22 protein-coding genes are annotated in these 23,375 nt (G+C 52.4%); 9 read left to right on the forward strand and 13 right to left on the reverse strand.

What is annotated here, in order from left to right; all coding sequences use genetic code 11:
* Positions 1-35: 35 nt before the first annotated feature.
* Positions 36-761 (reverse strand): 6-phosphogluconolactonase, encoded by a 726-nt coding sequence (pgl, locus tag VB712_RS00260; RefSeq protein ID WP_323250920.1) that lies wholly within the window; start codon positions 759-761, stop codon positions 36-38.
* Positions 762-1,483: 722 nt separating this feature from the next.
* Between pgl and rpoD the strand changes: the two genes are divergently transcribed.
* Entirely contained in the window at positions 1,484-2,605 is a 1,122-nt protein-coding gene (gene rpoD / locus VB712_RS00265; protein ID WP_323250922.1) for an RNA polymerase sigma factor RpoD, read from the forward strand.
* A 363-nt stretch (positions 2,606-2,968) separates the two neighbouring features.
* On the opposite strand, the gene VB712_RS00270 is transcribed toward rpoD, so the two are convergent.
* Positions 2,969-3,121 (reverse strand): chlorophyll A-B binding protein, encoded by a 153-nt coding sequence (locus tag VB712_RS00270; RefSeq protein WP_323250924.1) that lies wholly within the window; start codon positions 3,119-3,121, stop codon positions 2,969-2,971.
* Between the two features lie 205 nt (positions 3,122-3,326).
* Between VB712_RS00270 and ilvC the strand changes: the two genes are divergently transcribed.
* Entirely contained in the window at positions 3,327-4,322 is a 996-nt protein-coding gene (ilvC, locus tag VB712_RS00275) for a ketol-acid reductoisomerase (protein ID WP_323250926.1), read from the forward strand.
* A gap of 185 nt (positions 4,323-4,507) precedes the next feature.
* Here ilvC and VB712_RS00280 read toward each other — a convergent pair whose 3' ends face one another.
* Both VB712_RS00280 and VB712_RS00285 read right to left on the reverse strand, forming a co-directional pair.
* Positions 4,508-5,140, reverse strand: coding sequence for an exopolysaccharide biosynthesis protein (locus tag VB712_RS00280; RefSeq protein ID WP_323250928.1), 633 nt, complete (start codon positions 5,138-5,140; stop codon positions 4,508-4,510).
* A gap of 119 nt (positions 5,141-5,259) precedes the next feature.
* Entirely contained in the window at positions 5,260-6,147 is an 888-nt protein-coding gene (locus VB712_RS00285) for an alpha/beta hydrolase (protein WP_323250930.1), read from the reverse strand.
* A gap of 135 nt (positions 6,148-6,282) precedes the next feature.
* Here VB712_RS00285 and VB712_RS00290 point away from each other — a divergent pair, with 135 nt between their 5' ends.
* Positions 6,283-6,885: a 7-carboxy-7-deazaguanine synthase QueE gene (locus VB712_RS00290; RefSeq protein WP_323250932.1), complete on the forward strand. Its 603-nt coding sequence runs from the start codon at positions 6,283-6,285 to the stop codon at positions 6,883-6,885.
* 15 nt (positions 6,886-6,900) lie between these two features.
* Positions 6,901-7,290 carry a 6-carboxytetrahydropterin synthase QueD gene (gene queD / locus VB712_RS00295; protein ID WP_323250934.1) on the forward strand — a complete coding sequence of 130 codons (390 nt, stop codon included), beginning with the start codon at positions 6,901-6,903 and terminating at the stop codon, positions 7,288-7,290.
* On the opposite strand, the gene VB712_RS00300 is transcribed toward queD, so the two are convergent.
* Both VB712_RS00300 and gatB read right to left on the reverse strand, forming a co-directional pair.
* Positions 7,287-7,946 carry a Uma2 family endonuclease gene (locus VB712_RS00300; RefSeq protein ID WP_323250936.1) on the reverse strand — a complete coding sequence of 220 codons (660 nt, stop codon included), beginning with the start codon at positions 7,944-7,946 and terminating at the stop codon, positions 7,287-7,289. The two genes, queD and VB712_RS00300, sit on opposite strands and share 4 nt — an antisense overlap.
* Before the next feature lie 74 nt (positions 7,947-8,020).
* Positions 8,021-9,508, reverse strand: a complete 1,488-nt coding sequence (gene gatB, locus VB712_RS00305; protein ID WP_323250938.1) for an Asp-tRNA(Asn)/Glu-tRNA(Gln) amidotransferase subunit GatB — start codon at positions 9,506-9,508, stop codon at positions 8,021-8,023.
* A gap of 96 nt (positions 9,509-9,604) precedes the next feature.
* Between gatB and VB712_RS00310 the strand changes: the two genes are divergently transcribed.
* A complete protein-coding gene (locus VB712_RS00310) occupies positions 9,605-10,294 on the forward strand; it encodes a DUF726 domain-containing protein (protein WP_323250940.1) in 690 nt (229 codons plus the stop codon).
* A 197-nt stretch (positions 10,295-10,491) separates the two neighbouring features.
* Here VB712_RS00310 and VB712_RS00315 read toward each other — a convergent pair whose 3' ends face one another.
* From VB712_RS00315 to VB712_RS00330, 4 genes are all read right to left on the reverse strand, one after another.
* Positions 10,492-11,331, reverse strand: a complete 840-nt coding sequence (locus VB712_RS00315; protein ID WP_323250942.1) for a Cof-type HAD-IIB family hydrolase — start codon at positions 11,329-11,331, stop codon at positions 10,492-10,494.
* A 24-nt stretch (positions 11,332-11,355) separates the two neighbouring features.
* Positions 11,356-11,601: a hypothetical protein gene (locus VB712_RS00320; protein WP_323250944.1), complete on the reverse strand. Its 246-nt coding sequence runs from the start codon at positions 11,599-11,601 to the stop codon at positions 11,356-11,358.
* 131 nt (positions 11,602-11,732) lie between these two features.
* Positions 11,733-12,404 (reverse strand): phosphate signaling complex protein PhoU, encoded by a 672-nt coding sequence (phoU, locus tag VB712_RS00325; protein ID WP_323250946.1) that lies wholly within the window; start codon positions 12,402-12,404, stop codon positions 11,733-11,735.
* Positions 12,405-12,480: 76 nt separating this feature from the next.
* Complete coding sequence (locus VB712_RS00330; RefSeq protein WP_323250948.1) at positions 12,481-13,782, reverse strand: HAMP domain-containing sensor histidine kinase; 1,302 nt, start codon at positions 13,780-13,782, stop codon at positions 12,481-12,483.
* Between the two features lie 223 nt (positions 13,783-14,005).
* Between VB712_RS00330 and VB712_RS00335 the strand changes: the two genes are divergently transcribed.
* On the forward strand, positions 14,006-15,190 hold the full coding sequence (locus VB712_RS00335) for an NAD(P)H-quinone oxidoreductase subunit H (RefSeq protein ID WP_323250950.1): 1,185 nt from the start codon (positions 14,006-14,008) through the stop codon (positions 15,188-15,190).
* A gap of 290 nt (positions 15,191-15,480) precedes the next feature.
* The gene (gene acsF, locus VB712_RS00340) at positions 15,481-16,557 is read left to right on the forward strand and encodes a magnesium-protoporphyrin IX monomethyl ester (oxidative) cyclase (protein ID WP_323250952.1); all 1,077 of its coding nucleotides are present in this window, start codon (positions 15,481-15,483) and stop codon (positions 16,555-16,557) included.
* 69 nt (positions 16,558-16,626) lie between these two features.
* Here the strand turns inward: acsF and VB712_RS00345 are convergent, their stop codons facing one another.
* The 3 genes from VB712_RS00345 to VB712_RS00355 form a co-directional block, all read right to left on the reverse strand.
* A complete protein-coding gene (locus VB712_RS00345) occupies positions 16,627-17,193 on the reverse strand; it encodes a Uma2 family endonuclease (RefSeq protein WP_323250954.1) in 567 nt (188 codons plus the stop codon).
* Between the two features lies 1 nt (position 17,194).
* Positions 17,195-19,897 (reverse strand): UPF0182 family protein, encoded by a 2,703-nt coding sequence (locus VB712_RS00350; protein ID WP_323250956.1) that lies wholly within the window; start codon positions 19,895-19,897, stop codon positions 17,195-17,197.
* Between the two features lie 225 nt (positions 19,898-20,122).
* Complete coding sequence (locus VB712_RS00355; protein ID WP_323250958.1) at positions 20,123-20,605, reverse strand: sterol desaturase family protein; 483 nt, start codon at positions 20,603-20,605, stop codon at positions 20,123-20,125.
* Positions 20,606-20,785: 180 nt separating this feature from the next.
* On the opposite strand from VB712_RS00355, the gene VB712_RS00360 reads away from it, so the two are divergent.
* Together VB712_RS00360 and VB712_RS00365 are read left to right on the forward strand one after the other, a co-directional pair.
* Positions 20,786-21,889, forward strand: a complete 1,104-nt coding sequence (locus VB712_RS00360; RefSeq protein WP_323250960.1) for an aromatic ring-hydroxylating dioxygenase subunit alpha — start codon at positions 20,786-20,788, stop codon at positions 21,887-21,889.
* Between the two features lie 48 nt (positions 21,890-21,937).
* Positions 21,938-23,227 carry an aminotransferase class I/II-fold pyridoxal phosphate-dependent enzyme gene (locus VB712_RS00365; RefSeq protein WP_323250962.1) on the forward strand — a complete coding sequence of 430 codons (1,290 nt, stop codon included), beginning with the start codon at positions 21,938-21,940 and terminating at the stop codon, positions 23,225-23,227.
* The last annotated feature ends 148 nt before the right edge of the window (positions 23,228-23,375 follow it).

The raw sequence follows: 23,375 nt of genomic DNA on the forward strand, positions 1-23,375 counted from the left end.
TTCCAGTTCTTCCCGTAAAAAAAGTTTAAGGAATCTTAGGCGATCGCCACCCCCGCCGCTGCGGCCTGATCCAATAGCCATCGGGCTTCCCCCTCCGGTTGAATCAGCCGTGAGGGGTATTGTTGAGCATCACCCTCGGGGGCAAAAACGGCGTTGAGGGCGGTTTGTTTGCTGGCTCCGGCGACGAGGAAGAGGATCAGCCGAGCGTGATTGAGGAGGGGGACGGTGAAGGTGAGCCGGGGCTGACCGTCTTTGTTGCCGACGGTAATCAGGCGATCGCCCACCCCCAACGCCGCAGTATGGGGAAATAAGGAAGCGGTATGGCCATCATCCCCCATTCCTAAAAGGATGATGTCAAAGCGGGGGACTGTACCGGGGGCCGTTTGGAAAAATTCCCGCAGTTGGGCCTCATGGCGATCGGCATCGGCCTGGGGATCCTCCCCTTGGGTGGGCATGGCGTGGATATTTGCCGGGGGGATGGGGACATGGTTGAGCCAAGCGGTGCGGGCCATGTTTTCGTTGCTGTCGGGATGGGTTGGAGGCACATAGCGCTCATCCCCCCAAAAAATATGGATTTTTTCCCAGGGGAGATCCCGCCGGGCGAGGGCTTCGTAAAGGGGTTTAGGCGTGCTGCCCCCAGCGAGGGCAATGGTGCAATAGTCCCGCTGGCTGAGGGTTTGGGTGATGCGATCGCCAATCAAATCCTCAGCACGGGCGACTAAGGCGGTTTTATCGGGCAAAACTTCAACGGTGCGGCTCATAGCAGTAACAACGAACAATAGCTCTAGGCTAGGGGTTCGAGTCCGGTGCGCAGCAAAAACCTTAGGGATTCTTCACAGGGGGGGAGCAATGAGGGGGCGATCGCCCTCCGCATCGGTATCGATCAATGGGGTAGGCCAAAGCCCCCCTCCCAAGTCTTCAGGACTATCGAGCCGGGACAGTGAGCAACAGTAAAACACACATTTTTAACAATACAAAAGAACCCATTGACAACCTAAATCCCACTCAATTCGGGCTAAACAGGGGTGTAGCTCCACCAATTTGTTGCTTTTTGGAAAATCTTCCGTCCATAGGCTGTCATTTTCAACTGAATTCACTACAATGGCTGACAGCCCAACCAAAATGAAAATCACATTAACGCTCAACGCACCATTAAAGCAGGACAAGTTCCAAGTAGAAGGTCAAAAACGTTACAGTTCGCAAAAATTTTCAACTTTGCTTATACCATCAGTCTGCATTGAGGTTGAAAGTTCGTGCTAATGTTCTCCCCCGATACTTGTGTTGGTCGTCGTGGACGCTGGCTTATCGGCCATGGACACGGATGACACTGTGCTGAACATGGCTCTGCAAGATCAATGGTGACGATGTTAAAGTGGTGGGCTGATTCTCTGAATTTGGTCGGTCTTAGTCCGGACAACTAGATTCAGAACTTTACTTATGACGATGTTCTGGTCTTGAACTGAAGGAGCAAGAGGAAAACAGCATGACTCAGGCGAACTACGATCTCGCAACCATTACCCAGCCCCAAAATGATTTGGAGTATCTCATTGATCAGGATGGAGAGGATACTCTGGTCAAGGTAGATGTTACCGAAGAGGAGGGGGCGAAACAAAAAAAAGGTGCCACTACCCGCCGTTTGGAACAGGCCCGTAAAAAACCCTATACGGAAGATTCCATTCGGATTTATCTCCAAGAAATTGGTCGAATTCGCCTGCTACGGGCTGAAGAAGAGATCGAGTTGGCCCGCAAAATTGCTGAGTTACTGGAATTCGAGCGGGTGCGCGATCGCATTCTCGAAGACAGTGGCAAGGAACCCACCCTCAAGGAGTGGGCGGCGGCCGTTGATCTCACCTATCCCGATTTTCGCCGTCGCCTCTTTATTGGCCGCCGTGCCAAAGACAAGATGGTGCAGTCGAACCTGAGATTGGTGGTGTCCATTGCCAAGAAATATATGAACCGGGGCCTCTCCTTCCAAGACCTGATCCAAGAGGGATCCTTAGGATTGATCCGGGCGGCGGAAAAATTTGACCACGCCAAGGGTTATAAGTTCTCCACCTATGCAACTTGGTGGATTCGCCAAGCGATTACAAGGGCGATCGCCGACCAATCCCGCACGATCCGTCTCCCCGTCCATCTTTACGAAACCATCTCCCGGATCAAAAAAACCACGAAAATCCTCTCCCAGGAAATGGGCCGCAAACCCACGGAAGAGGAAATCGCCACCCGCATGGAGATGACGATTGAAAAACTACGGTTCATCGCCAAATCCGCCCAGTTGCCCATCTCCCTCGAAACCCCCATCGGGAAAGAAGAAGATTCTCGCCTGGGGGATTTCATTGAGGCCGATGGGGAAACCCCAGAGGATCAAGTTTCTAAAAACCTACTGCGGGAAGACCTGGAAAGTGTCCTCGATACCCTTAGCCCCCGGGAGCGGGATGTGCTGCGATTGCGCTACGGTTTGGATGATGGCCGGATGAAAACCCTCGAAGAAATCGGCCAAATCTTCAACGTCACCCGCGAGCGCATTCGCCAAATCGAAGCCAAAGCCCTCCGCAAGCTCCGCCACCCCAACCGCAATAGTATTCTTAAGGAATATATTCGTTAAGAGATCCCCCCTGCCCCCCTTAAAAAGGGGGGTTCCGGATAACCCCCTTTTCAAGGGGGTCGGCGTAGCCGGGGGGATCGTGAGCCTCAGTGGGAAGAGAGATCCCCCCCTGCCCCCCCTTAAAAAGGGGGGGTTTTGCATTTAACCCCCTTAAAAAGGGGGGGTTTTGCATTTAACCCCCTTAAAAAGGGGGTCGGCGTAGCCGGGGGGATCTTGACAGCGGCGGCAAAACTGGCCAAAATGCAGAAAATCCCAACCTTCTCAGATTGGGATCAATAGACTGGTTAGAAATCGGAGTACTGAGTTGGTCGCACAATCTCAGTGCTCTGTTTTAATGTTGAGAGCGATTGAGCAGAGGCGGGATTACATCAAACCCCAAAAATGGAGGAGGCCTTTGCCGCTAGCCAGTTCGATCACCAAAGCGGTGACGAAACCAATCATTGCCAGGCGACCATTCCAGTTTTCTGCACCCGCGTTGAAGCCAAATTTAAACGTGCTGCGCTCTTGATTTTCCATGGTGTTACCTCGTAGATTGATTTGGGAGGGTAGGGTGTTGTTTGTAAACTACCTGTTACTCAATTTAACGAAAATTTACAAATTGTGCAATGCGATCGCCCCTGCCTGTCAGGGAACCTTAAAACCTCAGCCCATCATTGAGGGGCCAAGGGTCTGATAAAATAGTCAGTCTGTCTCTATTTAAAATTGGCTGGAGAATGATTTTATGGCTCGGATGTACTATGATGAAGATGCTAACCTTGATTTACTCCAAGGCAAAACCGTCGCCATCATCGGCTATGGCTCCCAAGGCCATGCCCATGCCCTCAACCTCAAAGAAAGCGGCGTAAATGTGATTGTTGGCCTCTATGCCGGCAGCCGCTCCACGGAAAAAGCCCAAGCCGCTGGTTTAACCGTCCATTCCGTGGCCGATGCTGCCGCCGCTGCGGACATGATCATGATTTTGCTCCCCGATGAAGTGCAAAAAGCGATCTACACCGCTGAAATTGCCCCCCATCTCACCGCCGGTAAAGTGTTGCTCTTTGCCCACGGATTTAATATTCATTTTGGCCAAGTTGTCCCCCCCAGTGATGTGGATGTGGTGATGGTGGCTCCTAAGGGGCCGGGGCATTTGGTGCGCCGTACCTATGAGCAAGGGGAAGGGGTTCCCGCTCTGTTTGCGGTGTATCAAGATGCCACGGGGCAGGCACGTGATCGCGCCATGGCCTACGCCAAAGGCATTGGCGGCACGCGGGCCGGCATTTTGGAAACCACATTCCGCGAAGAAACGGAAACTGATCTATTTGGGGAGCAAGTCGTGCTCTGTGGCGGTTTGAGTGCGCTGATCAAATCCGGGTTTGAAACCTTGGTGGAAGCGGGATATCAGCCGGAATTGGCCTATTTTGAATGTCTCCATGAAGTGAAGTTGATCGTTGATCTAATCGTCGAGGGCGGTTTAGCGAAAATGCGCGATAGCATTTCCAACACCGCTGAATATGGCGACCTCACCCGTGGCCCCCGCATCGTCACCGATGAAACCCGCGCCGAAATGCGCCAGATCCTCAAAGAAATCCAAAGCGGCCAATTTGCACGGGAATTCGTCCTCGAAAATCAAGCTGGTCGCCCCGGCTTCACCGCCATGCGCCGTCAAGAAGCGGAGCATACCATTGAAGAGGTAGGCAAAGATCTACGGGCAATGTTTAGCTGGTTGAAACAGAAATAAGCAGCAATTCACTTAATTTCAAAATAACTTGTAGGGTGGGCATTGCCCACCCTATTTTGTGCTTGATTGCTGATCATTTTGCAATTGGTGGCATTGGGGTTGATGTAGGAGCGTTGGCGTAAGCCTGCCGGATGCACAAAAATTTTTCGCCCCTACACCGCTCAACTTTATAATCGCATTGCTGATTAATTGCTTAACCCTTTAATCCAAGCTTTAACGAGATCAAGAATACTTGAACCGCCACGATAGAATACCCAAATCACCGAAATCATCACAACGGCAATGAGTGAACAAATGGTTGCCCCGATGCTGACAATCAGACCATCATCTTCAGATAAACCAATCGCCGTGAAGAAAATCCCCATTGCTGGCAATGTATTGGTTCCCGGAATCGGAATCATCATCGAAATGGCCATGAGGGCGATCGCTATCCCCACCAATAACCGCCCCGGCAATCCCTGACAGATAAATACAAAACGCGGCTTACTCACAGCTTCTAAACGTTTTAACCAAGGCACTCCTGCCTTGATAAATCGTTGTGCCAACGTTGTTTTAATCTGCCAATTGGCGACTCGTTGGGGGAGCCAAGGCCGTTGTGAGCCATAGATAAACTGAAGGGCGAGCAGAAAAATTACGACACCAAAAGGGGTAGAGTAGCCTGGAGCCGGTAGCGGCAGCGCTGAAGGCAAGGAAAGAATAGCCAGCAAAAACCCAAAACCCCGTTCACCAGCCAACATCAAAATATCATTAAGCTTTACCGTTGTATCGCGTTCTTCTTCAAAAAAATATCGATTTAATTCCACCGAAAGTTTGGCCATAAAAACCACAATTCCCCAGGAAACCTGAAAATTTTTCCCCAGCTAATATAACACTAATTTTGGTTTTCACAACGTTTTCCGAAGGGCTATTGATTCCCCTTATCGCCAAACCTTAGGGGTTATGAAGTGATGTTTCTGATAAATTTTCCCACCCGATCTACAAAAATTGCTGTCGATTCGTAGGGCAAAACATTACGGCCGGGGATGATCTCTCCTTCCCCTTGGGGTAGATGGTCTAAGTAGGCTTGGAGGCGATCGCCCGCTGCTTCCCGATAACCCCGGGTGACACTCGAAGCCCCTTCACCAAATAAAACGAGGGTGGGGCAGGGGATGGCGGCGATCGCCTCTCCATAATCCTGCCGCCAAAACCCCGATAAAAAGGCAAACACCGCATGACGGCTATTGAGATCCCGTGAGCCGCGATGGAGTTCATCGAGCCATTCTTGATCCACATCCGCCGGATTGCCAAACAGTTGCCGTTGGGAAAAGGAGCGGAGGAATTGCTCGCGGCGAGCATAGCGATAAAAGGCCGCCCCCGCTGGAGTATCAAACAGATTCCAAGCCAGTTTTTGTTGGCTGGGTTGGGTGGGGGTGGTGATTAACCGCCAAGCGGGGGGGCCTGACCAGACCATGCCCCGGATCAGTTCGGGAAAGCGGGCAACACAAGCCAGAGCGACGGGAGCGAGAGCGCCTTGGATCACCAAAACCACCGGCTCTTTAACAACGGTTTTCACAAAATGCTCCAACTGTGCGCCCCAATCATCGGGCTGATAGGCGGCTCTGGGCATTGAACTTGCCCCACAACCCAACAAATCAGGGTTATAAATCACAGTAGAGTTGCTCTGTTGAGACCATTGGGCAATGAACCGTTGCCAAAATTGCCGGGAGAGGCCCACACCGATGGGGTGAATCAACACAATTGGGGGGCCGCTAGCCGTTCCGGTGGGGGCGTGGCGATCATAGGCGCAACGGTAGGCTTGCCAGGGATAGAATTGGGGGGTGGACATGGGCGATCGCAATATGGGGTGATGATTAACAATAACAATGGCGAGAGGCGAAACGTTTTTCGCCCTCACCTTCGCTCCCATGGGGAAATTGTGTAACAATTTTAAACCCTAGCGAATTTCCTTGATCCTCTGTCTATGTCCCCGATTCGTTATCCCCTTGTTGAAACGTTCCATTCCCTCCAAGGCGAGGGGACTTGGACGGGGGCCAGTGCTTTTTTTATCCGCTTGGGGGGCTGTGATGTAGGTTGCCCTTGGTGTGATACCAAGGAATCTTGGCCCCTGAATCATCATCGGGAAGAAGCGATCGCCTCCCTCCTCATTGCCGCCCAAGCTGCCCAACCAGCCTTTGTGGTGATTACCGGGGGTGAACCCCTAATGCACGACCTCCAACCCCTTACCACCGCCCTCCAGGGCGCAAACCTGCGGGTTCACCTCGAAACCTCCGGAGCCTATCCCCTCAGCGGCGCGTTTGATTGGATCACCCTTTCCCCCAAACGGTTTAAGCCTCCTCAGCCTGGGATTTATGCCCAAGCCGATGAATTAAAAGTAGTGGTACAAAATGCCACCGATTTAGCCTGGGCTGAAGCCCAAGCCACCCAGGTTGCGCCCACCATGCCGGCCTATCTCCAACCGGAATGGCACAGCCCAGAAAGTCAAGGTTTAATTGTGGATTATGTGCGAGATCATCCCCGTTGGCGGTTGGGGCTACAAACCCACAAACTTTTAGGGGTACGCTAGGGGTTAAGGAAGACTGTGGCGGAAGCTTGGACGATTTATAAAGAATTTCGCTTTGAAGCGGCCCACCATTTGCCCCATCATGATGGCAAATGTCGGCGGCTCCATGGCCATAGCTGGATTGGGCGGGTCTATGTGAAGGGCGATCGCCTCATTACCACGGGCCCAAAAGCAGGTATGCTCCTCGACTTTCAAGATTTAAAGGCCTATCTAACCCCCCTTTTGGAGGATTATTTAGATCATCATTATTTGAACGAAACCACGGGCTTAGAAAATCCCACCAGCGAAGCCCTAGCGCGATGGATTTATGACTATTTTGCCCGTTTAGAACTGCCGGGTTTAGATGCGGTAGAAATCCGCGAAACCTGCACATCTGGCTGTCTATATCGCCCCGCAGATCAAGCTTAAGATCTGGCCAATTGTTGACAAAATTGTTGATGCTCTGCTGTCGCAATCCCTGCCTGTACTGTTGCCAACACCGCCGCTAAATCTCCCGCCAATAATGCCCTCCGATTGAGCCACAATCCTGGAAAAACCAACGACTTTAACACCCCCTCCTCCTCATCTTGGCTCACATATTCCCCACCCCGCAATTGATACCAATCCAAACCACCATCCTGCACCCGCCAAACTAAATACTCCTGAACACCATTTTCTCGGTAAACCTGAAATTTTTCATGAAGGTCATAGGAGGCGGTGCTGGCGGCAATTTCTACAATCAATTCCGGTGGGCCTTCTAAATAATCATCTACGCTGATCCGGGAGGTTCCCCCTTCGCGGCGGAGGAGGGCATCGGGCTGGGGTTCATTCTCTCCATCCAGGCGCACTGTCGCATTATCCGCCGCCATCACCCCAGGCGTGGCCGCCTCATACACACCAAGCCAAGTAATGATCCGACTATGGGGGTTGCCGTGTTGACGAATACGCAAGGGGGAAGCCATATAAACTCTGCCTGCAATCAGTTCTGCTTTTTTAACATGGGCCATGGCGGTGTAGCGTCGCTCAAATTCTGCACGGGTGAGGCGATCGCCATTTTCTAACGGGGGAGGGGTGAGGGTGTGCATGGGGAAGTGGGAAGTGGGAAGTAGGGGAAATCTACCCCCTGGATTGAGGGGGCAGGGGATCGGAGAAATTGGAGTTAGCCCTTGAGTTTTTGGGCCAGCATTTCGTTAGTAAGTTTGGGATCGGCGCGGCCACTGGTTTTTTGCATGATTTGCCCCATAAAGAAGCCTTGCAACTTCGTTTTACCGGCGCGGAATTGCTCCACCTTATCGGGATTGGCTGCCATTAATTCATCGATCATTGCTTCTAGTTCCCCCGTGTCGGAAATTTGCGTCATCCCCTTGCTGGCCACAAAATCCGCCACCGATGCCACGGTTTCTGTTAACAGTTCCGGGAGGATTTCCTTGGCAATTTTGCCGCTGATTGTACCTGCTTCGATCAGGTTCACCAATTCCGCTAAACCCGTCGGAGTGAGGGCAATTTCGGTAATCGCTTTTTTCTCGCTGTTGAGGTAGCCGGTGATGTCCCCCATTAACCAGTTGGTGATTTGTTTAACATCGGCCCCGGTGGCAATGGTGGCCTCAAAATAATTCGTCATTGCCCGGTCATCGGTAATCACCCGCACATCGTAGGGAGAAAGCCCTAAATCTGTCGTGTAACGGTGGCGCTTCTCAGCAGGCAACTCCGGCAACTCACTGCGCCATTGCTCCAACTGCACTGGGGAAACTTCAATGGGGGGCAAATCCGGCTCCGGGAAATAGCGATAATCGCTAGAGCCTTCTTTTTTGCGCATACTGATCGTCCGTTGGCTCCCCTCTTCCCATAGCCGCGTTTCTTGATAAAGGGGTTCACCGGCTTCGAGGGCTTTGGTTTGCCGCTCAATTTCGTAGTCGATCGCCTTATGAATCGCACTAAAGGAATTCATATTTTTAATCTCGATTTTCGTGCCAAATTCCTTTTGACCCACGGGGCGAATCGAGATATTTACATCGCAACGCAGGGAACCCTCCTGCATATTGCCATCGCTGATCCCCAAATAGCGGACAATCCGCCGCAATTCCTGGCCATATTCCGCCGCTTCAGCCCCACTGCGAATATCCGGCTCGGAGACAATTTCCAACAGGGGAACCCCTGCCCGGTTAAAATCGACGAGGGAATGAGTGGAACCGGAAAGGCGATCGCTCCCGGCATGAACCAATTTCCCCGCATCTTCCTCCATATGGAGGCGGGTAATCCCGATCTTCCTATGGCTGATCTCCTTTGTTTGGGGATCAATCACTTCAATATCGAGCCAACCATGCTCGGCAATGGGCAGATCGTATTGAGAAATTTGATAATTTTTCGGCAGGTCGGGATAAAAATATTGTTTACGATCAAACTTACTATAGGGGGCAATTTGGCAGTTAAGGGCCAGGCCCGCCTTCACCGCATATTCTAAAACCTTCTCATTCAAGACCGGCAACACCCCCGGATAACCGAGGCAAATGGGGGAAATATTGCTGTTGGGCGTTGCCCCAAATTCCGTCGATACCGGGCTGAAAATTTTGGTTTTCGTGTTCAGTTGGCAGTGGGTTTCTAAGCCGATCACTGCTTCGTATTTTGTCTGAGTCGCTGTAGCTGGCATAAAATTTGGTTTGGGTTCGAGTCGGCACTTCAGTTTTGCTGAAGGCTGCTCTCTATTCTAGCCTGTCTGTTCCTACCCGTTGCCACACTGCTGATTATGAAACAACCGTATTTGATCTCTCTAGAACCGGCCCGATCCAGTCACGATATTTTAGTCCTGATGGGGGGAGGGCATGAGGATGGGGTAGGGACAATGGGGGATCAAGCTTGGCGATCGCTCATTCGCGAATTGGGTTGGCAGGGGGCAATCTATCAACTGGCTTGGGATGAATCCCTCAACATTAGCCTAACGATGGTGGCGCAATTGGAGTCGGGGGAGGCGATCGCCCTCTGGAATCGTTGCCGCAACCAGTTCAAACGCATTGGCAAAAGTTTTTTACCAAAATTACTCTGGGAAATTGCCGCCACAAGGGTTTCTTTTTGGTCTTTTGGCCTCGGAACCCAAGTCGCCTACTACGGGATGCGGGAATGGTCAGAGGCGAAGATTGATCTCCAGGATGTGGTGATGTTAGGGGGGACGGTGCGCCGAGATGCGAGTAAAAATTGGCAACGGGCCACCCACAGTCTCCATGGACAATTGTTCAATTTTTACAATACTGAAGATCTCATGCTCCACCGTCTCAGTCATTTATTGGACTGGCAACAAAGCCCCTGCGGCATCAAGCCAATTCGCGAAATCTCCCCCCAAATTGTCAATATTGACGCAACGGTGCAGATGCAAACGGCGGTCTATTCCCCAGAGAATTGTCAGCGGGCATTGGCGGTATTGCGGGAAAGGTGGGAGTAGGGGCGAAGCAGGATCCCCCCTGCCCCCCTTAAAAAGGGGGGTTCAAAAGTACACTCCCTTGTTAAGGGGGTCGGCGTAGCCGGGGGGATCTTGAACATGACAACGAAGCAGGATCCCCCCTGCCCCCCTTAAAAAGGGGGGTTCAAAAGTACACCCCCTTGTTAAGGGGGTCGGCGTAGCCGGGGGGATCTCGAAGATTAGGCAAGAATGAAGCGTTCCAGGGCAACGGCTACGCCGTCGGCTTCAACATTGGGGGCAACCCAGGTGGCGATCGCCTGCACCGCTGGGGGCGCATCTCCCATGGCAATACCAATGCCAGCGGTTTGGAGCATATCGAAATCGTTGTAGTTATCACCAATGGCTAAGACTTGATCTAAGGGAATCCCGTAATGCTCTTGGGCTAAGTACCGTAGGGCTTGGCCTTTGCTGGCTTTGGGGTGGGTGAATTCGAGGAATAATGTCGGGGAGGATTGGGTGATGTAGAGTTCACTGGGTTGATAACGGCTTTGGGTTTGGGCTTTTAATGCATCCAAGCGGGCCGCATCGGGGCAAAGCATTAACAATTTCGTCAAAGGCCGATCCAGCATGGTGTGTAAATCCCCCACAGCCTGAGGCCGGATCGTGGAGCGGGAAACATACTCCTCCGTTTGGGCCGTGATTTCCCCCACATAAAGCTGATCATCGTGGTAAACGTGAACATCAAGGAGTGATCGCCACTCCGGTTCCGCCGCCAGATCCAACAACTCCGCAATCCGTTCCGGCGGCACAGCCCAATGGGCCAACCGTTCCCCCGTTTCCGGGTTGCCAATCCAAGCGCCGTTATAGGTAATCATCGGCTCGCGGCTGTTGATCTGACTGCGAAACTTGAGCGCCGAACAATACATTCGGCCCGTCGCGATCGCCACCTTCACCCCCTGAGCCTGCACCGCCGCGATCGCCTCCACCACCGCCGGCCGCACCTGGTTACTCACCCCAGCGATCGTCCCATCAATATCCAAAACCACCAACCGAATCCCCATCCCCTCACCCTCCTTCATAATTCCCCCTCTGTTGCCCGTTCCCTATTCCCCATCCCCCCCAAACCGCTGATTCAACTTCTTCACCGCCCAAGTGAGGATTGCCCCGGTAATTAAGAGGGCGATCGCCGGATTAAACAGCGGTTGCCAAAGGGAATACCACAGATCCCACCCCAAGGGCAGACCCGTGGAGCGGCCAATCAGGGCAATAGCAAACCAGATAAACCCCAACATCACCAGAAACACATCCACCATCAAAATCTTATCAATCCAATCCAAGACCTTCTGCATGATCGCCACCTCATCAATCCTTTCCTGATCATGCTACCGGAGCAGGGGCCTCTCAGGAGCATCCCCCTTTTGTCCCCTCACCCTAAATCCCTCTCCCAGAACGGGCGAGGGACTTTGAAATGTCGTCACCATCAACCCCGTTGCCCCGTAACGATATAGGCCACCCGTTGGCCGATATTCGTGGCATGGTCGGCCATCCGCTCAATATGGCGCATCGCCAACACCATCAACAAAATCGGCTCCACCACCCCTTGAATATCCCGCGCTTGGGCCAGGATTTGGTAGAGGCGATCGTAGGCATCATCAATGGTGTCATCCATCACCTTTAATTCTGCCCCTGCCCCCGGATCGAGATCCGCCAAGGCCACCAAGCTCACCGCCAACATACCTTGAGCCTGTTGGGACATCTGTTCGATTTCCCCTAAACAGGGGTGGGGCGGGTAGTTATAGAGCTTGATCGCCAATTCGGTGAGATCTTGGGCATAGTCGCCAATGCGCTCCAAATCCCGCACCAGTTGCATAAACGCACTGAGCAAGCGTAAATCCTGGGCCACCGGCCGCTGTAGCGTCATCAGTCGGGCGCATTCCAGTTCAATATCGCGATAGTAGCGGTCAATCTGCAATTCAATGGGGGCAAGGGCGGCGATCGCCTCACAATCCTGAGCAAACAACGCCTGATGACCTAAACGGCAGGACTGCTCCACCAACGTCCCCATCCGCAAAACCTCCTGACTCAACTGTTTCAAGGCCCTTTCCAGTTGGGTCGGGTGGGGGGAGGTGGAGGCAGAGGTAGATAGGGTCATGGGGCATTAGAGAGGTATTAAGTTGTGAAGCAGATTGACGTTGTTTCTATCCTAGACAAACCCTTCCGGTTTGAGATTAAGATTGGGTGAAGGTTGGCAGTTGAATTTGTAACCACGCCCCGCCGGTTTTGGGGTGGTTTTGAGCCGTAATTTTTCCCCCATGGGCGGCAATAATTTGCTGGACAATCGCTAAACCTAAGCCACTCCCTTGATTGGGGAGCGGGGAGTCTAAACCATCATTTCTTGAGCGTTGGCGGGAAGCATCCCCCCGATAGAGCCGTTCAAAAATTAACGGAAGCTCTGCTTCGCGAAAACCCAGACCGTGATCGATAATGTCAATTGTATGCCAGTTCTTTGGCTCTTTTGCTATTGTTATGATTCTTACCTGAATTTCTGCCCCTTCAGGACTGTGCTTAATCGCATTATCCAAGAGATTCAGTAAAACCTGAAGAAAGCGATCGCGATCCACCCAAATTTCCACCTTTTCCGGATCGTGATAACCCAACGTGATTGCTTTGCGGTCAGCGAGGGGCCCTAAGGTTTGCCAAACCATCTGGACAAGACTGGCAAAAGGGATGGCCTGGAGATTGAGCATTTCCCCCCCTTGGCTGGATAGACGGCTGAGATCCAGACAACTTTGAATTAACCCCATTAACCGTTTAATTTCCCGCAACATCTGCGTCACCCATTGTTTTTCGGGATTTTGCAAACGGGGCAGGAGGGTTTCCGCCACCAGTTGAATCGAAGTGAGGGGGGTGCGCAGTTCGTGGGTCAGGTCAGAAAAGGCGCGATCGCGGGCTTGGCGAGCCTCCACAATCGGCTGGCGATTTTCCACAAACACCCCCACATGATCATCGGGCAACAACAGCGTCGAAGCCCGCAGCGCGATCGCATAGGGGCTAGGAATCGCCGTTTCATCCTTGGCGATCGTCGTCGAACGATAAACCCAATCTAACTGTTGGGGTTGGCCCGTCCGCCGCGTCATCTCAATCAACTGATCCAACTCATAGGAACGCACCAACTCCAGCAACAACCGCACCTGACCCGATTGCCAGCGATTAATCTGCAAAATTTCCCGAGCAAGCGGATTACACCACAACAATTGATTAAGAGCATCCACCCGCAGATACCCCAAAGGCGCAACCTCCAAGATAATCGCCCACATCTGCCCCTGTTGTTGGCTAATGTATTGGGTTTTCAACAGTTCCTCAATGGAGCGACGCAGACGATACAGCGGATTTAACACCGAAGGATCTTGGAACTGAGCCGGGAGCTTGCGTAACAGCTGCTCCAGTTGTTGACGGAATTGGTAATGCTGCCAACCGCAGAGCATCAGCCCCACCAGCAACCCCAACAAAAACATAAGCACGAGGGACATAAGGCGGTTTTCAGCACATACGCAGATTTTAGACCCCATCTTAGTGAGATTTGGACGAGTTTGCTCCGCAATTTCACGGGAGGCTCCCAATTCTTCCCCCAGTTCTGATCCCAAGGGCCAGAGCTTCCTATAATTAAAACTCAGCAACCAGCAAGATACCGGGGTGACTCGCCCCAAGCTGCAAACCACAAGCTGCACATTCACAGAGGGAAACCGCCGATCTATGGCACAGATAGAAACAAGAACCGAACCCATGGTCTTGAACATGGGGCCTCACCATCCCTCGATGCACGGCGTTCTACGGTTAATCATGACCCTAGATGGGGAAGATGTCGTTGACTGTGAACCCGTGATCGGCTATCTCCATCGGGGCATGGAAAAAATCGCCGAAAACCGCTCTACCGTGATGTTTGTCCCCTACGTCAGCCGTTGGGACTATGCTGCCGGGATGTTCAACGAAGCGATCACCGTCAATGCTCCGGAAAAATTGGCGGATATTGAAGTTCCCCGCCGCGCCCAATACATCCGGGCGATCATGCTGGAACTGAACCGCATCGCCAACCATCTCCTCTGGCTTGGCCCCTTCCTCGCTGACGTGGGAGCGCAAACGCCATTCTTCTACATCTTCCGGGAACGGGAATTGATCTATGACCTGTGGGAAGCCGCTAGTGGGGCGCGGTTGATCAATAACAACTATTTCCGTGTCGGTGGCGTTGCGGTGGATCTGCCCTACGGATGGATTGATAAATGCCTTGATTTTTGTGATTATTTTCTGCCCAAGGTGGATGAATACGAAAAATTGATCACAAATAACCCGATTTTCCGCCGCCGGATTGAAGGCATCGGCACGATTAGTCGTGAGGATGCGATTAATTGGGGGCTATCGGGGCCGATGCTCCGGGGTTCGGGGGTGAAGTGGGATCTGCGGAAAGTGGATCACTACGAGTGCTATGACGATTTTGATTGGGAAGTCCAATGGGAAACCGCAGGGGACTGTATGGCTCGCTATTTGGTGCGGATTCGGGAAATGCGCGAATCAACGAAAATTATTCGCCAAGCCTGCGCGGGCATTCCCGGCGGCCCCTACGAAAACTTAGAGGCCAAGCGGATGATGGAGGGCCGCAAATCCGAATGGAATGGCTTTGATTATCAATATGTGGCCAAAAAAGTTGCCCCCACATTCAAGATCCCAGCGGGTGAGCATTATGTGCGCCTGGAAAGTGGGAAAGGGGAGTTAGGGGTGTTTATTGTCGGCAATGACAATATTTTCCCTTGGCGGTTCAAGGTGCGTCCGGCGGATTTCAACAATCTCCAAATTCTGCCCCAATTGCTCAAGGGGATGAAGGTGGCGGATATTATGGCGATCCTCGGCAGTATCGATGTGATCATGGGTTCTGTGGATCGTTAGATCCCTTCTGGTTCTTCTCGTTACTTGGCTCTGCCAAGTAACGCATCCCCGGAAGGCTTCGCCTCCACCAGGCGGCAGAGCCGCCTAGGTTCCATGCCACGGCAGAGCCATGGCACGAGGGTAAGGGGGGCAGGGGGGGGATCCGGGGGATCGTGTAACAATTCATAACGTTTAATGAACCCATGATTAACCTCCCCTAAAACCCTTGCTACACTGAATCACAACCTCGATCGCTGGCTTGACCGATTCTCGGTCATTTCCCGAAACATTAGCATTTCTCGTTTAATACTATGGTAACGACCGCTGAACGTCCTCAATTTGACGAAATTCGCCCAGGTGTTAAGTCTCCGGCGAAAGAAACCATCCTCACGCCCCGCTTCTACACCACAGACTTTGACGCGATGGCTGAGATGGATCTTTCCGTCAATGAAGCTGAACTCAGAGCCATTCTCGAAGAGTTCCGCGCTGACTACAACCAAAAGCACTTTGTGCGGGATGACCAGTTTACCCAAAGCTGGGATCACATTGATGGGGATCAACGCCGCTTGTTTGTGGAATTCCTCGAGCGGTCTTGCACGGCGGAATTCTCCGGCTTCCTGCTTTATAAGGAATTGGGCCGCCGCCTCAAAACCAAAAACCCCCTGTTGGCAGAGTGTTTTAACCTGATGTCCCGCGATGAGGCTCGCCATGCGGGTTTCTTGAACAAGGCGATGGCGGATTTTAATCTGTCCCTCGATTTGGGCTTCCTCACCAAGAGCCGTAAGTACACGTTCTTTAAGCCTAAGTTTATTTTCTACGCCACCTATCTCTCGGAAAAGATTGGTTACTGGCGCTATATCACGATCTATCGCCATTTGGAGCAGCACCCCGAAAACCGGATCTACCCGATTTTCAATTTCTTTGAGAACTGGTGCCAAGATGAGAACCGCCATGGGGATTTCTTTGATGCGCTGATGCAGGCGCAACCCAGTATCCTCAATGATTGGAAGGCGAAACTTTGGTGCCGTTTCTTCCTGTTGTCGGTGTTTGCGACGATGTATCTCAATGATGTGCAGCGGAAGGATTTCTATGCGGCATTGGGTTTGGATGCGCGGGAATATGACAAGCTCGTGATTGAGAAGACCAATGAGACGGCGGCGCGGGTGTTCCCGGTGATGCTGGATGTGAATAACCCGGAGTTCTATGCGGGGTTGGAGCGTTGTATTGAGAATAATGAGAAGCTGACGGCGATCGCCTCCTCTAACGCTCCCGGTTTGATCAAGTTCTTCCAAAAACTGCCCCACTACCTCAGCAATGGCGTAGAATTACTCAAACTCTACTTCATGAAGCCTTTGGATTCTGTGGCAACCATGGGCGTTGTCCGCTAGGGCAATCTTTTCAACCTTAATGATTCAACCTTAATGATTGATGATCCTCCCCATACGGGGGGGATTTTTTTAATGGGGAAAGAGGGAGGCGATCGCCACCTCCACCTCCGGCATTGCCAGGGGATGAACCACGTCCCCCGCTCCATAAATTTGCAAGAGTCGATAACCGTCTGCTTGGGGTTGCCGATAGGCCGTCACCTGCTGGCCATTGAGATCCACGAGCCACACTTCCGAGATCCCCCCTTGGGCATCGAGGGGAATTTTCACGGTGCGGTCGCTCTCTAAGGTCGTATCCGCCACCTCAATCAACAGCAGCACATCTGTGGGCCGGGGATGCCCTCCCTCATAGGCATCGGCACGGGGACGCAACAGGGTTAAATCTGGCTGGGGTTGGGAATAGTCATCTAAAGCAATGGGGTTTTGCGCATCCAACCAGGCCTGATCTTCGCCCACTTGGCGGCTGAGGATTTGCAACAAACGGCGCACAGCAGCGGCATGACGACGACCAATTTTTCCCATCTCAAAAATTTCTCCCGCCAATAACTCCACCCGTTCATCGGGGGAAAAAATACCCTGTTCGGCCATTTGGGCAAAGGTTTGGACGGTAAATTTTTTCCGCAATAAGGAGATCGCCATATTATTCCATGGGGACAACTTCAGCATTGAGTTGGCGTAATAAATCCGCCAATTGTTGATTGAGGGCCCCATAGTCCTCCCAACGGCCATTTTGGAGGGCTTCCTGGGATGCCTCATAGATTTGGAGGGCTTCTTGGGCAAGAGGTGAGAGGGAGGGCGATGGGGAGGGTTTGGGTTCCGCTGTCACTGTGGGATTGGCAACTCCAAACATCAATTCTAAAGACTCCTCCAGGGTTTCCGTCATAAAAATATCCTGGTCGTAGGCCACAATTACCCGCTTGAGTTCGGGCAATTGACTTTGATCACCCCGTAGATAGATTGGCTCTACATATAGCAATGAGTTTTCAATGGGAATCACTAATAAATCCCCACGAATGACCCGTGAGCCTTCCTGACTCCAGAGCGTGAGTTGTTGGGAAATTTCCGGATTTTGATCAATACGAGCCTCGATCTGCCGGGGGCCATAGATCAGTTCTTGCTTGGGAAATTCGTAGAGAATGGCCTCGCCATAGCGATCGCCATCGCACCGGGCCGCCAACCAAGCCACCATATTGTCGCGATTCAGTGGGGTAAAGGGCATAATCAGCAAAAATTCCGGCTCCGTCATCTCCGGCAACTTCATGACCACATAGTAAGGTTCCATCACCTCCTCTTTGTCCTCATACTTTTGGATTGGCAACCGCCAGAGGTCTTCTTGGTTGTAGAACACCTCCGCATTGGTCATGTGGTAGGACAAATACATTTGGGATTGGATGCGGAATAGATCCTCTGGATAGCGGAAATGGGCCCGCACCGCTGGGTCAATGGGGGCTGAACTGTTGGTAAACAGGCTGGGGTAGATTTTCTGATAGGTTTGCAGGATGGGATCTTGATCATCCACCACCAACAACTGCACCGTACCATCGTAGGCATCCACCACCACTTTCACGGAATTGCGAATGTAGTTAAAGGCGGGGCTAATGGGTTCGGCGTAGGGGAAGCGATCGCTAATCGTATAGGCATCCAGGAACCATTGGAGCCGGCCATTGGTGAGCACGAGGTAGGGATCTTCATCCAAACGCAGGAAGGGGGCCAACCGTTGGACGCGATCGCGCACTTGGCGATGGTAATGGATCCGAGCTTGGGGGGTGAAGTAGTTGGAAATGAGAATTCTCAGGTCACGGCGATCAAGGGCATAAAGCAAACGATGCCAAAGGGTAGGGATGGGGATCCCCCCCAAACCACTGTAACGATTGGCCGCATTTTCTTGACCCATGGGATAGTCAAACTCATCCGTCCCCATACTGGTGAAAATCAGTGAATCTGTGGCTTCCCCGTAGTAAATGCGGGGTTGCTCTAACACCAGATCAGTCTTAATCACTGGCGGAATATCTTGAATGAAAAATTCAGGCTGGCCTTGGGGCGTAATCCGATTCACGGGACTCATGGCTAAACCATAGCCGTGGGTATATTTCAGCCGTTGGTTAACCCAGGTTTTCGCCCGCTCCGGTACACGGTCATACTCCAGTTCCCTGGCGGAAAGCATCACCTGACGATAGTTCTGCTCAAGGGTGTAGCGATCGAGATCCACATCTTGAAAACTGTAGTACAGACGCAATTCCTGAACTTCTCGATAGGTGCTTAACAAGGGGCGGTAATCCCAAAGACGGATGTTGTCAATGGTGGCACGGTTGTCTTGGAGGACTTCCTGGGTGAGGGTGGGTTCTACGGGGTAAACCTGACGCTCAATACTGTTGAGGCCGTAGGCTTGGCGGGTAAACTCCAGATTGTATTCAATGTAGGGGGTTTCTTTGGTGAGTTCGTTGGGGCTGACGATCAACTGTTGCTCTAAAGCAGGAATGATGGGGAGTAAAAAGGCGATCGCCCCATAGCTGCCAATCACCCCCAGCGCGAAAACCACCCCATTGCGCCGCAACGACCAGCCCAATAGCCCCACCGCCACCGCCCCCAACAGGCTCAACGCCGCCAACACCCACAGGCCAGAATGGGCATCGGCATAACCGGCCCCAAACACCGCCCCCTCTGGGGAATAGAGCAGTTCAAACCGCGCCAGCCAATAGCTCCAGGCGATCAGCACCAGCAAGGCCATGGTGAGGATCGTCAGATGGGCCTTAGGACGGCCAATGATCAAATTTTGCCAACCCCGCCCCAGATCCAACGTCCCTTTAAAGACATAAACCGGGACTGTGGTTAATAAGCCAATGACCACGAGGTAGAGGAGCCAGTTTCTCACCAGATGGTAAAAGGGCAGCGTGAAGGTATAGAATCCCACATCCTGGCCAAAAATCGGATCAGTGATATTAAAGGGACTAGCATGATCAAAGCGTAGGATAATTTCCCAGGCGTTGAGAAACCCACTCGCACCACTCAGGGCCCAGAACACCGCTAACCCTACGGCGAAGAAGTTGATCATGCTTTGCACCGGCATCCCCTCCGGGGCAAAACCGGATTTGACGCGAAAAACACTGTAGCGGGTGAGATTGAGGGCGAGGCGGTAGTTGCCCCAACTGAAGAGGAAAAAGGCGATCGCCGAAATCCCCCAAGCGAGGGACTGCCCCACCGTCACCGTCACTAACACCCCCTGCTGCCCCAAACTGCCATACCACCACCATTCCGTAATCCAATGGATCAGGGGTGAAACGATCAGCAGCCCTCCCAAAAGGAGAGCCGCAAAAATGAGGGTTAATTTCGAGGATAAGCGCACAGTCCGGAGTCCCCAGGGGTGAAAGCTTTTCGATCTTAGCTCATCTCAAATCCGCTTAGTTCAGATATTGCGAGGCCCTAAGCTCCGTAGGGGCGAAAAATTTTTGTGCCTCCGGCAGGCTTACGCCAACGCCCCCACACCCCTCGATTCCACAAGGGGATTCCCGATCAATTTATTCAGAGGTTGAGGGCAGCATGAATCTGCTGGGCAGTTTCCGAGAGAGAACTACCACCACCGCAACGCCCAATAACCCCGCTCCGGCTCATTGGTTTCCACCTCAGTGGGCCAGGGCATCGGTTTGTAGGTTCTAAACAGGTGATCCCACCAATCGACCCCTAAACCAAAATTGTGCTCCCACATCCCATGTTTGTGGTGAATATAGTGGACGGGCATCTTCATCCAGAAGCATTTCGTTGGGTTTTCGTGCTGAAGTTGGTGGGCATAGGCAGAAAAAACCGCATAGGCTAGGGCCCCTAACAGCCATCCTAAACCGGCTTGCCAGGAGACCAAGAAGAAGGGCAGCATCGCTAAACTCGCCCCCTTAACGTAATCGAGGAATTCCCAGAGGACCCCTTGCCCCGTATTGCGGCGGTGATGATCCCGGTGGCGTTCACCGATCCGGGCGTTAGCGTGCATGAGGCGATGTATCCAATATTCAACAAAGCTGGAGAAAACAAAAGCACTGACGAAAAGCAGAATTGGTAACATAGATATTTTTCGCTGTGGGTCGTTAAATATTGTTTTGCCCCATTAAAGAGGGCTTAATCTAGGGCTAGGAGGGATTCAGGGACAGTCTGACCCCTGTCACTGCCTCCTTGAACCATTGCAACTAAAGTCTGCTATGATTCTAGCTCAAAGATTGTTACAAATTTTAACTAGGAGTATGGGATGGAACTGGCTCCAACGTTAACTGGTCATACCGTCCAAAATCAAGTTAGGGCAGTGGGGATTAATCCTCACTATTGGTATCCGGTCGCGTGGTCGTCACAACTGCGGCGGGGTAAGGTTTTGGCGGTACAGATTTGGGGGCGGGCGATCGCCCTTTTCCGGGATGACCAGGGCCAAGTTCACGGTCTTGAGGATAGCTGTCCCCATAAGGGGGTGGCGCTCCACAAGGGCGAAGTCCAAGGCCAAAACTTAACGTGTCCCTACCACGGTTGGCAGTTTGCCCCCGATGGCCACTGTGTCACCATCCCCTACTTTCCCCCGGAGCAAAAGCTCCCCTGTGTTCAGGCGCGTCGCTACCCTGTCCAAGACCAATACGGTATGCTCTGGGTGTTTCCCGGCGATGCGGAGCGGGCCCCCACCGTTCCCCTGCCCTCAGTACCAGAATACGATGACCCCCAGTGGTTAATGGTCGCCATTCCGGGCCAGTTCAATGCTCATTTTTCCATTTGTAATGAGAACACAATGGATGTGTTTCATGGCTTTCTGCATCGAGACTTACAGGGGTGGTTTAATCCCAAACTGCTTCAACTGCGCCAATCAGACAACTGGGTGGAGGCAGATTACCAGGTGTCGTATCAGGGCTGGCTGAGTCAGTTTTTAGGGATGGGGCGCAGGGGCGATCGCGTGACGACGCGCACCATTTCGATCCAATACCGCTACCCCCACTATGCAAATAGTCTAGAGGGGGTATCGAAGATGTATTTGATGCGTTTACCTGTTTCTGCCACCGAAACCCGCTCATTCACATTATTATTCTTGAAAATCCGCTTACCTCAAATCCTGATTAAGATGATCCGACCCTGGTTGTCTCGCGTCATTTGGAGATTTCTGTTCAAACCCTTTCTCGATCAAGATGTCGAAATGATCGAAAGCGAGCAACAAACCTATTGCCATAATCCCCAGCGTCACTATGTTGAAGTGAACCCGGCGATTATTGCCCTCCAGCGGGTCATGCTCAAACAAGCCTACGGCGCAGATTTTCATCCTGCTTTGCCTTCCCCATCCCCGGATGCTACATCATCGGTAGCGATCCCGTCCCGCTGAATTCTGCCCATTGTCCTATCTAGTTCTCAGTTTCCTAAGGAGTGAACGGTGCAAGTTGTTAAAGAGTATATGCAAGGGCTGTACGATAGCGGCCTTTATCCGGAAAAGTTTATTTGTCATCAAAAACGCGGCAATATTGTCGAACTTGAAGAAGCTTCGACGGGCCTGCGCCGCACGGTTTTGACCTTCTGCACCAATGATGTGCTGGGGATGGTGCAATCGGAAGCGGTGCGCCAAGCGGCTGTTGATGCGATCATGCAGTACGGTACATCCAATAGTTCCTGCTCGGTGCTCAGTGGTCGCATTGATCTCCATCGCCAACTGGAACAGGAAATTTCCGCCTTTAAGGATCTCCCCCATACCCAATTATTTTTAAATGCTTGGATGGCAATGCAGGCCTTGATGGATGGTTTCTGTCATTTAGCCATGCCGGTGCCGGGGTTCCAAAATACGCGCCAGACGTTGATTCTCACCGATGTGCTCAACCATGGCTGTATTGTGTCAGCGGTGGTCAATGCCGATAACCGCTCCGGAAAGGTGTTTAGCTATAGCCCCGATGTGCGGGTGAAACCTTACCGCCATTGCGATATGGCAGATCTCTCCCGTAAATTGCGCCGTTATGCGAAACCGGGCGATCGCATTCTCGTCGTCTCCGATGCGGTGTTTTCCATGGATGGGGATTTAGTCCCCCTGCCGGAAATGATTGAGGTGATGGCCCCCTATCCCGGCAGCGTGATTGTCATGGATGAAGCCCATGCCAGCGGCGCATTGGGAGCCACAGGGCGAGGCATTTATGAACATTTCGGCATCACCCCCCAAATGGTTTTGGATCGGGGTCTTGTGCCATTGATCATGACCACCTTCTCTAAATTTGCCGCCTCCGCCGGAGCCGCCATCAGTAGCCACAGCCGGGAATTGATCGATCTCCTCGATGTTTCCCCCACCTCCATCGGCACCATTTCCCTGCCGCCGCCAGTCACCGCCGCCGCCTTGGAAAGTATTCGTCAGGTGCGCCAACGGCCCGAATTGGTGCAGCGTTTACAGGCCAATAGCCGTTATTTGCGATCGCGCCTCATTGAGCATGAATTCGACCCCATCGGCGAAACCAACGTCGTGCCGGTGATTCTGCCTCCAGAACTAGAGCCGAAGGCCTTTGCCCGTCGCCTCATGGTGGAGCATGGCATTTGGGTATCGCCCATTTGGTTCATTGCCAAGCCCCGCCTGCGGATTACCGCCAATGCCCTCCACACCACCGAAGACATTGATCAACTGGTGGCAGCGATGGTGGAAACCCGCGAAGCCCTCTACCCCGTGAAAACAGCTACCCTCACGGCTTAACCCACAATCGCCAATTTGGTATAGGGCTACTCATCGGTAGCCCTATTTTTATTTCAAGATAAAGAATCACAAGAAATTGGCAGTGGGCCGAATTGAGACTGTTATAGTTGAGAAAGAAGCAAGTTTGGGGTGCGTTCCAACTTGGAAA

This window comes from Spirulina sp. CCNP1310, assembly GCF_034932185.1.
Lineage (GTDB): Bacteria > Cyanobacteriota > Cyanobacteriia > Cyanobacteriales > Spirulinaceae > Spirulina.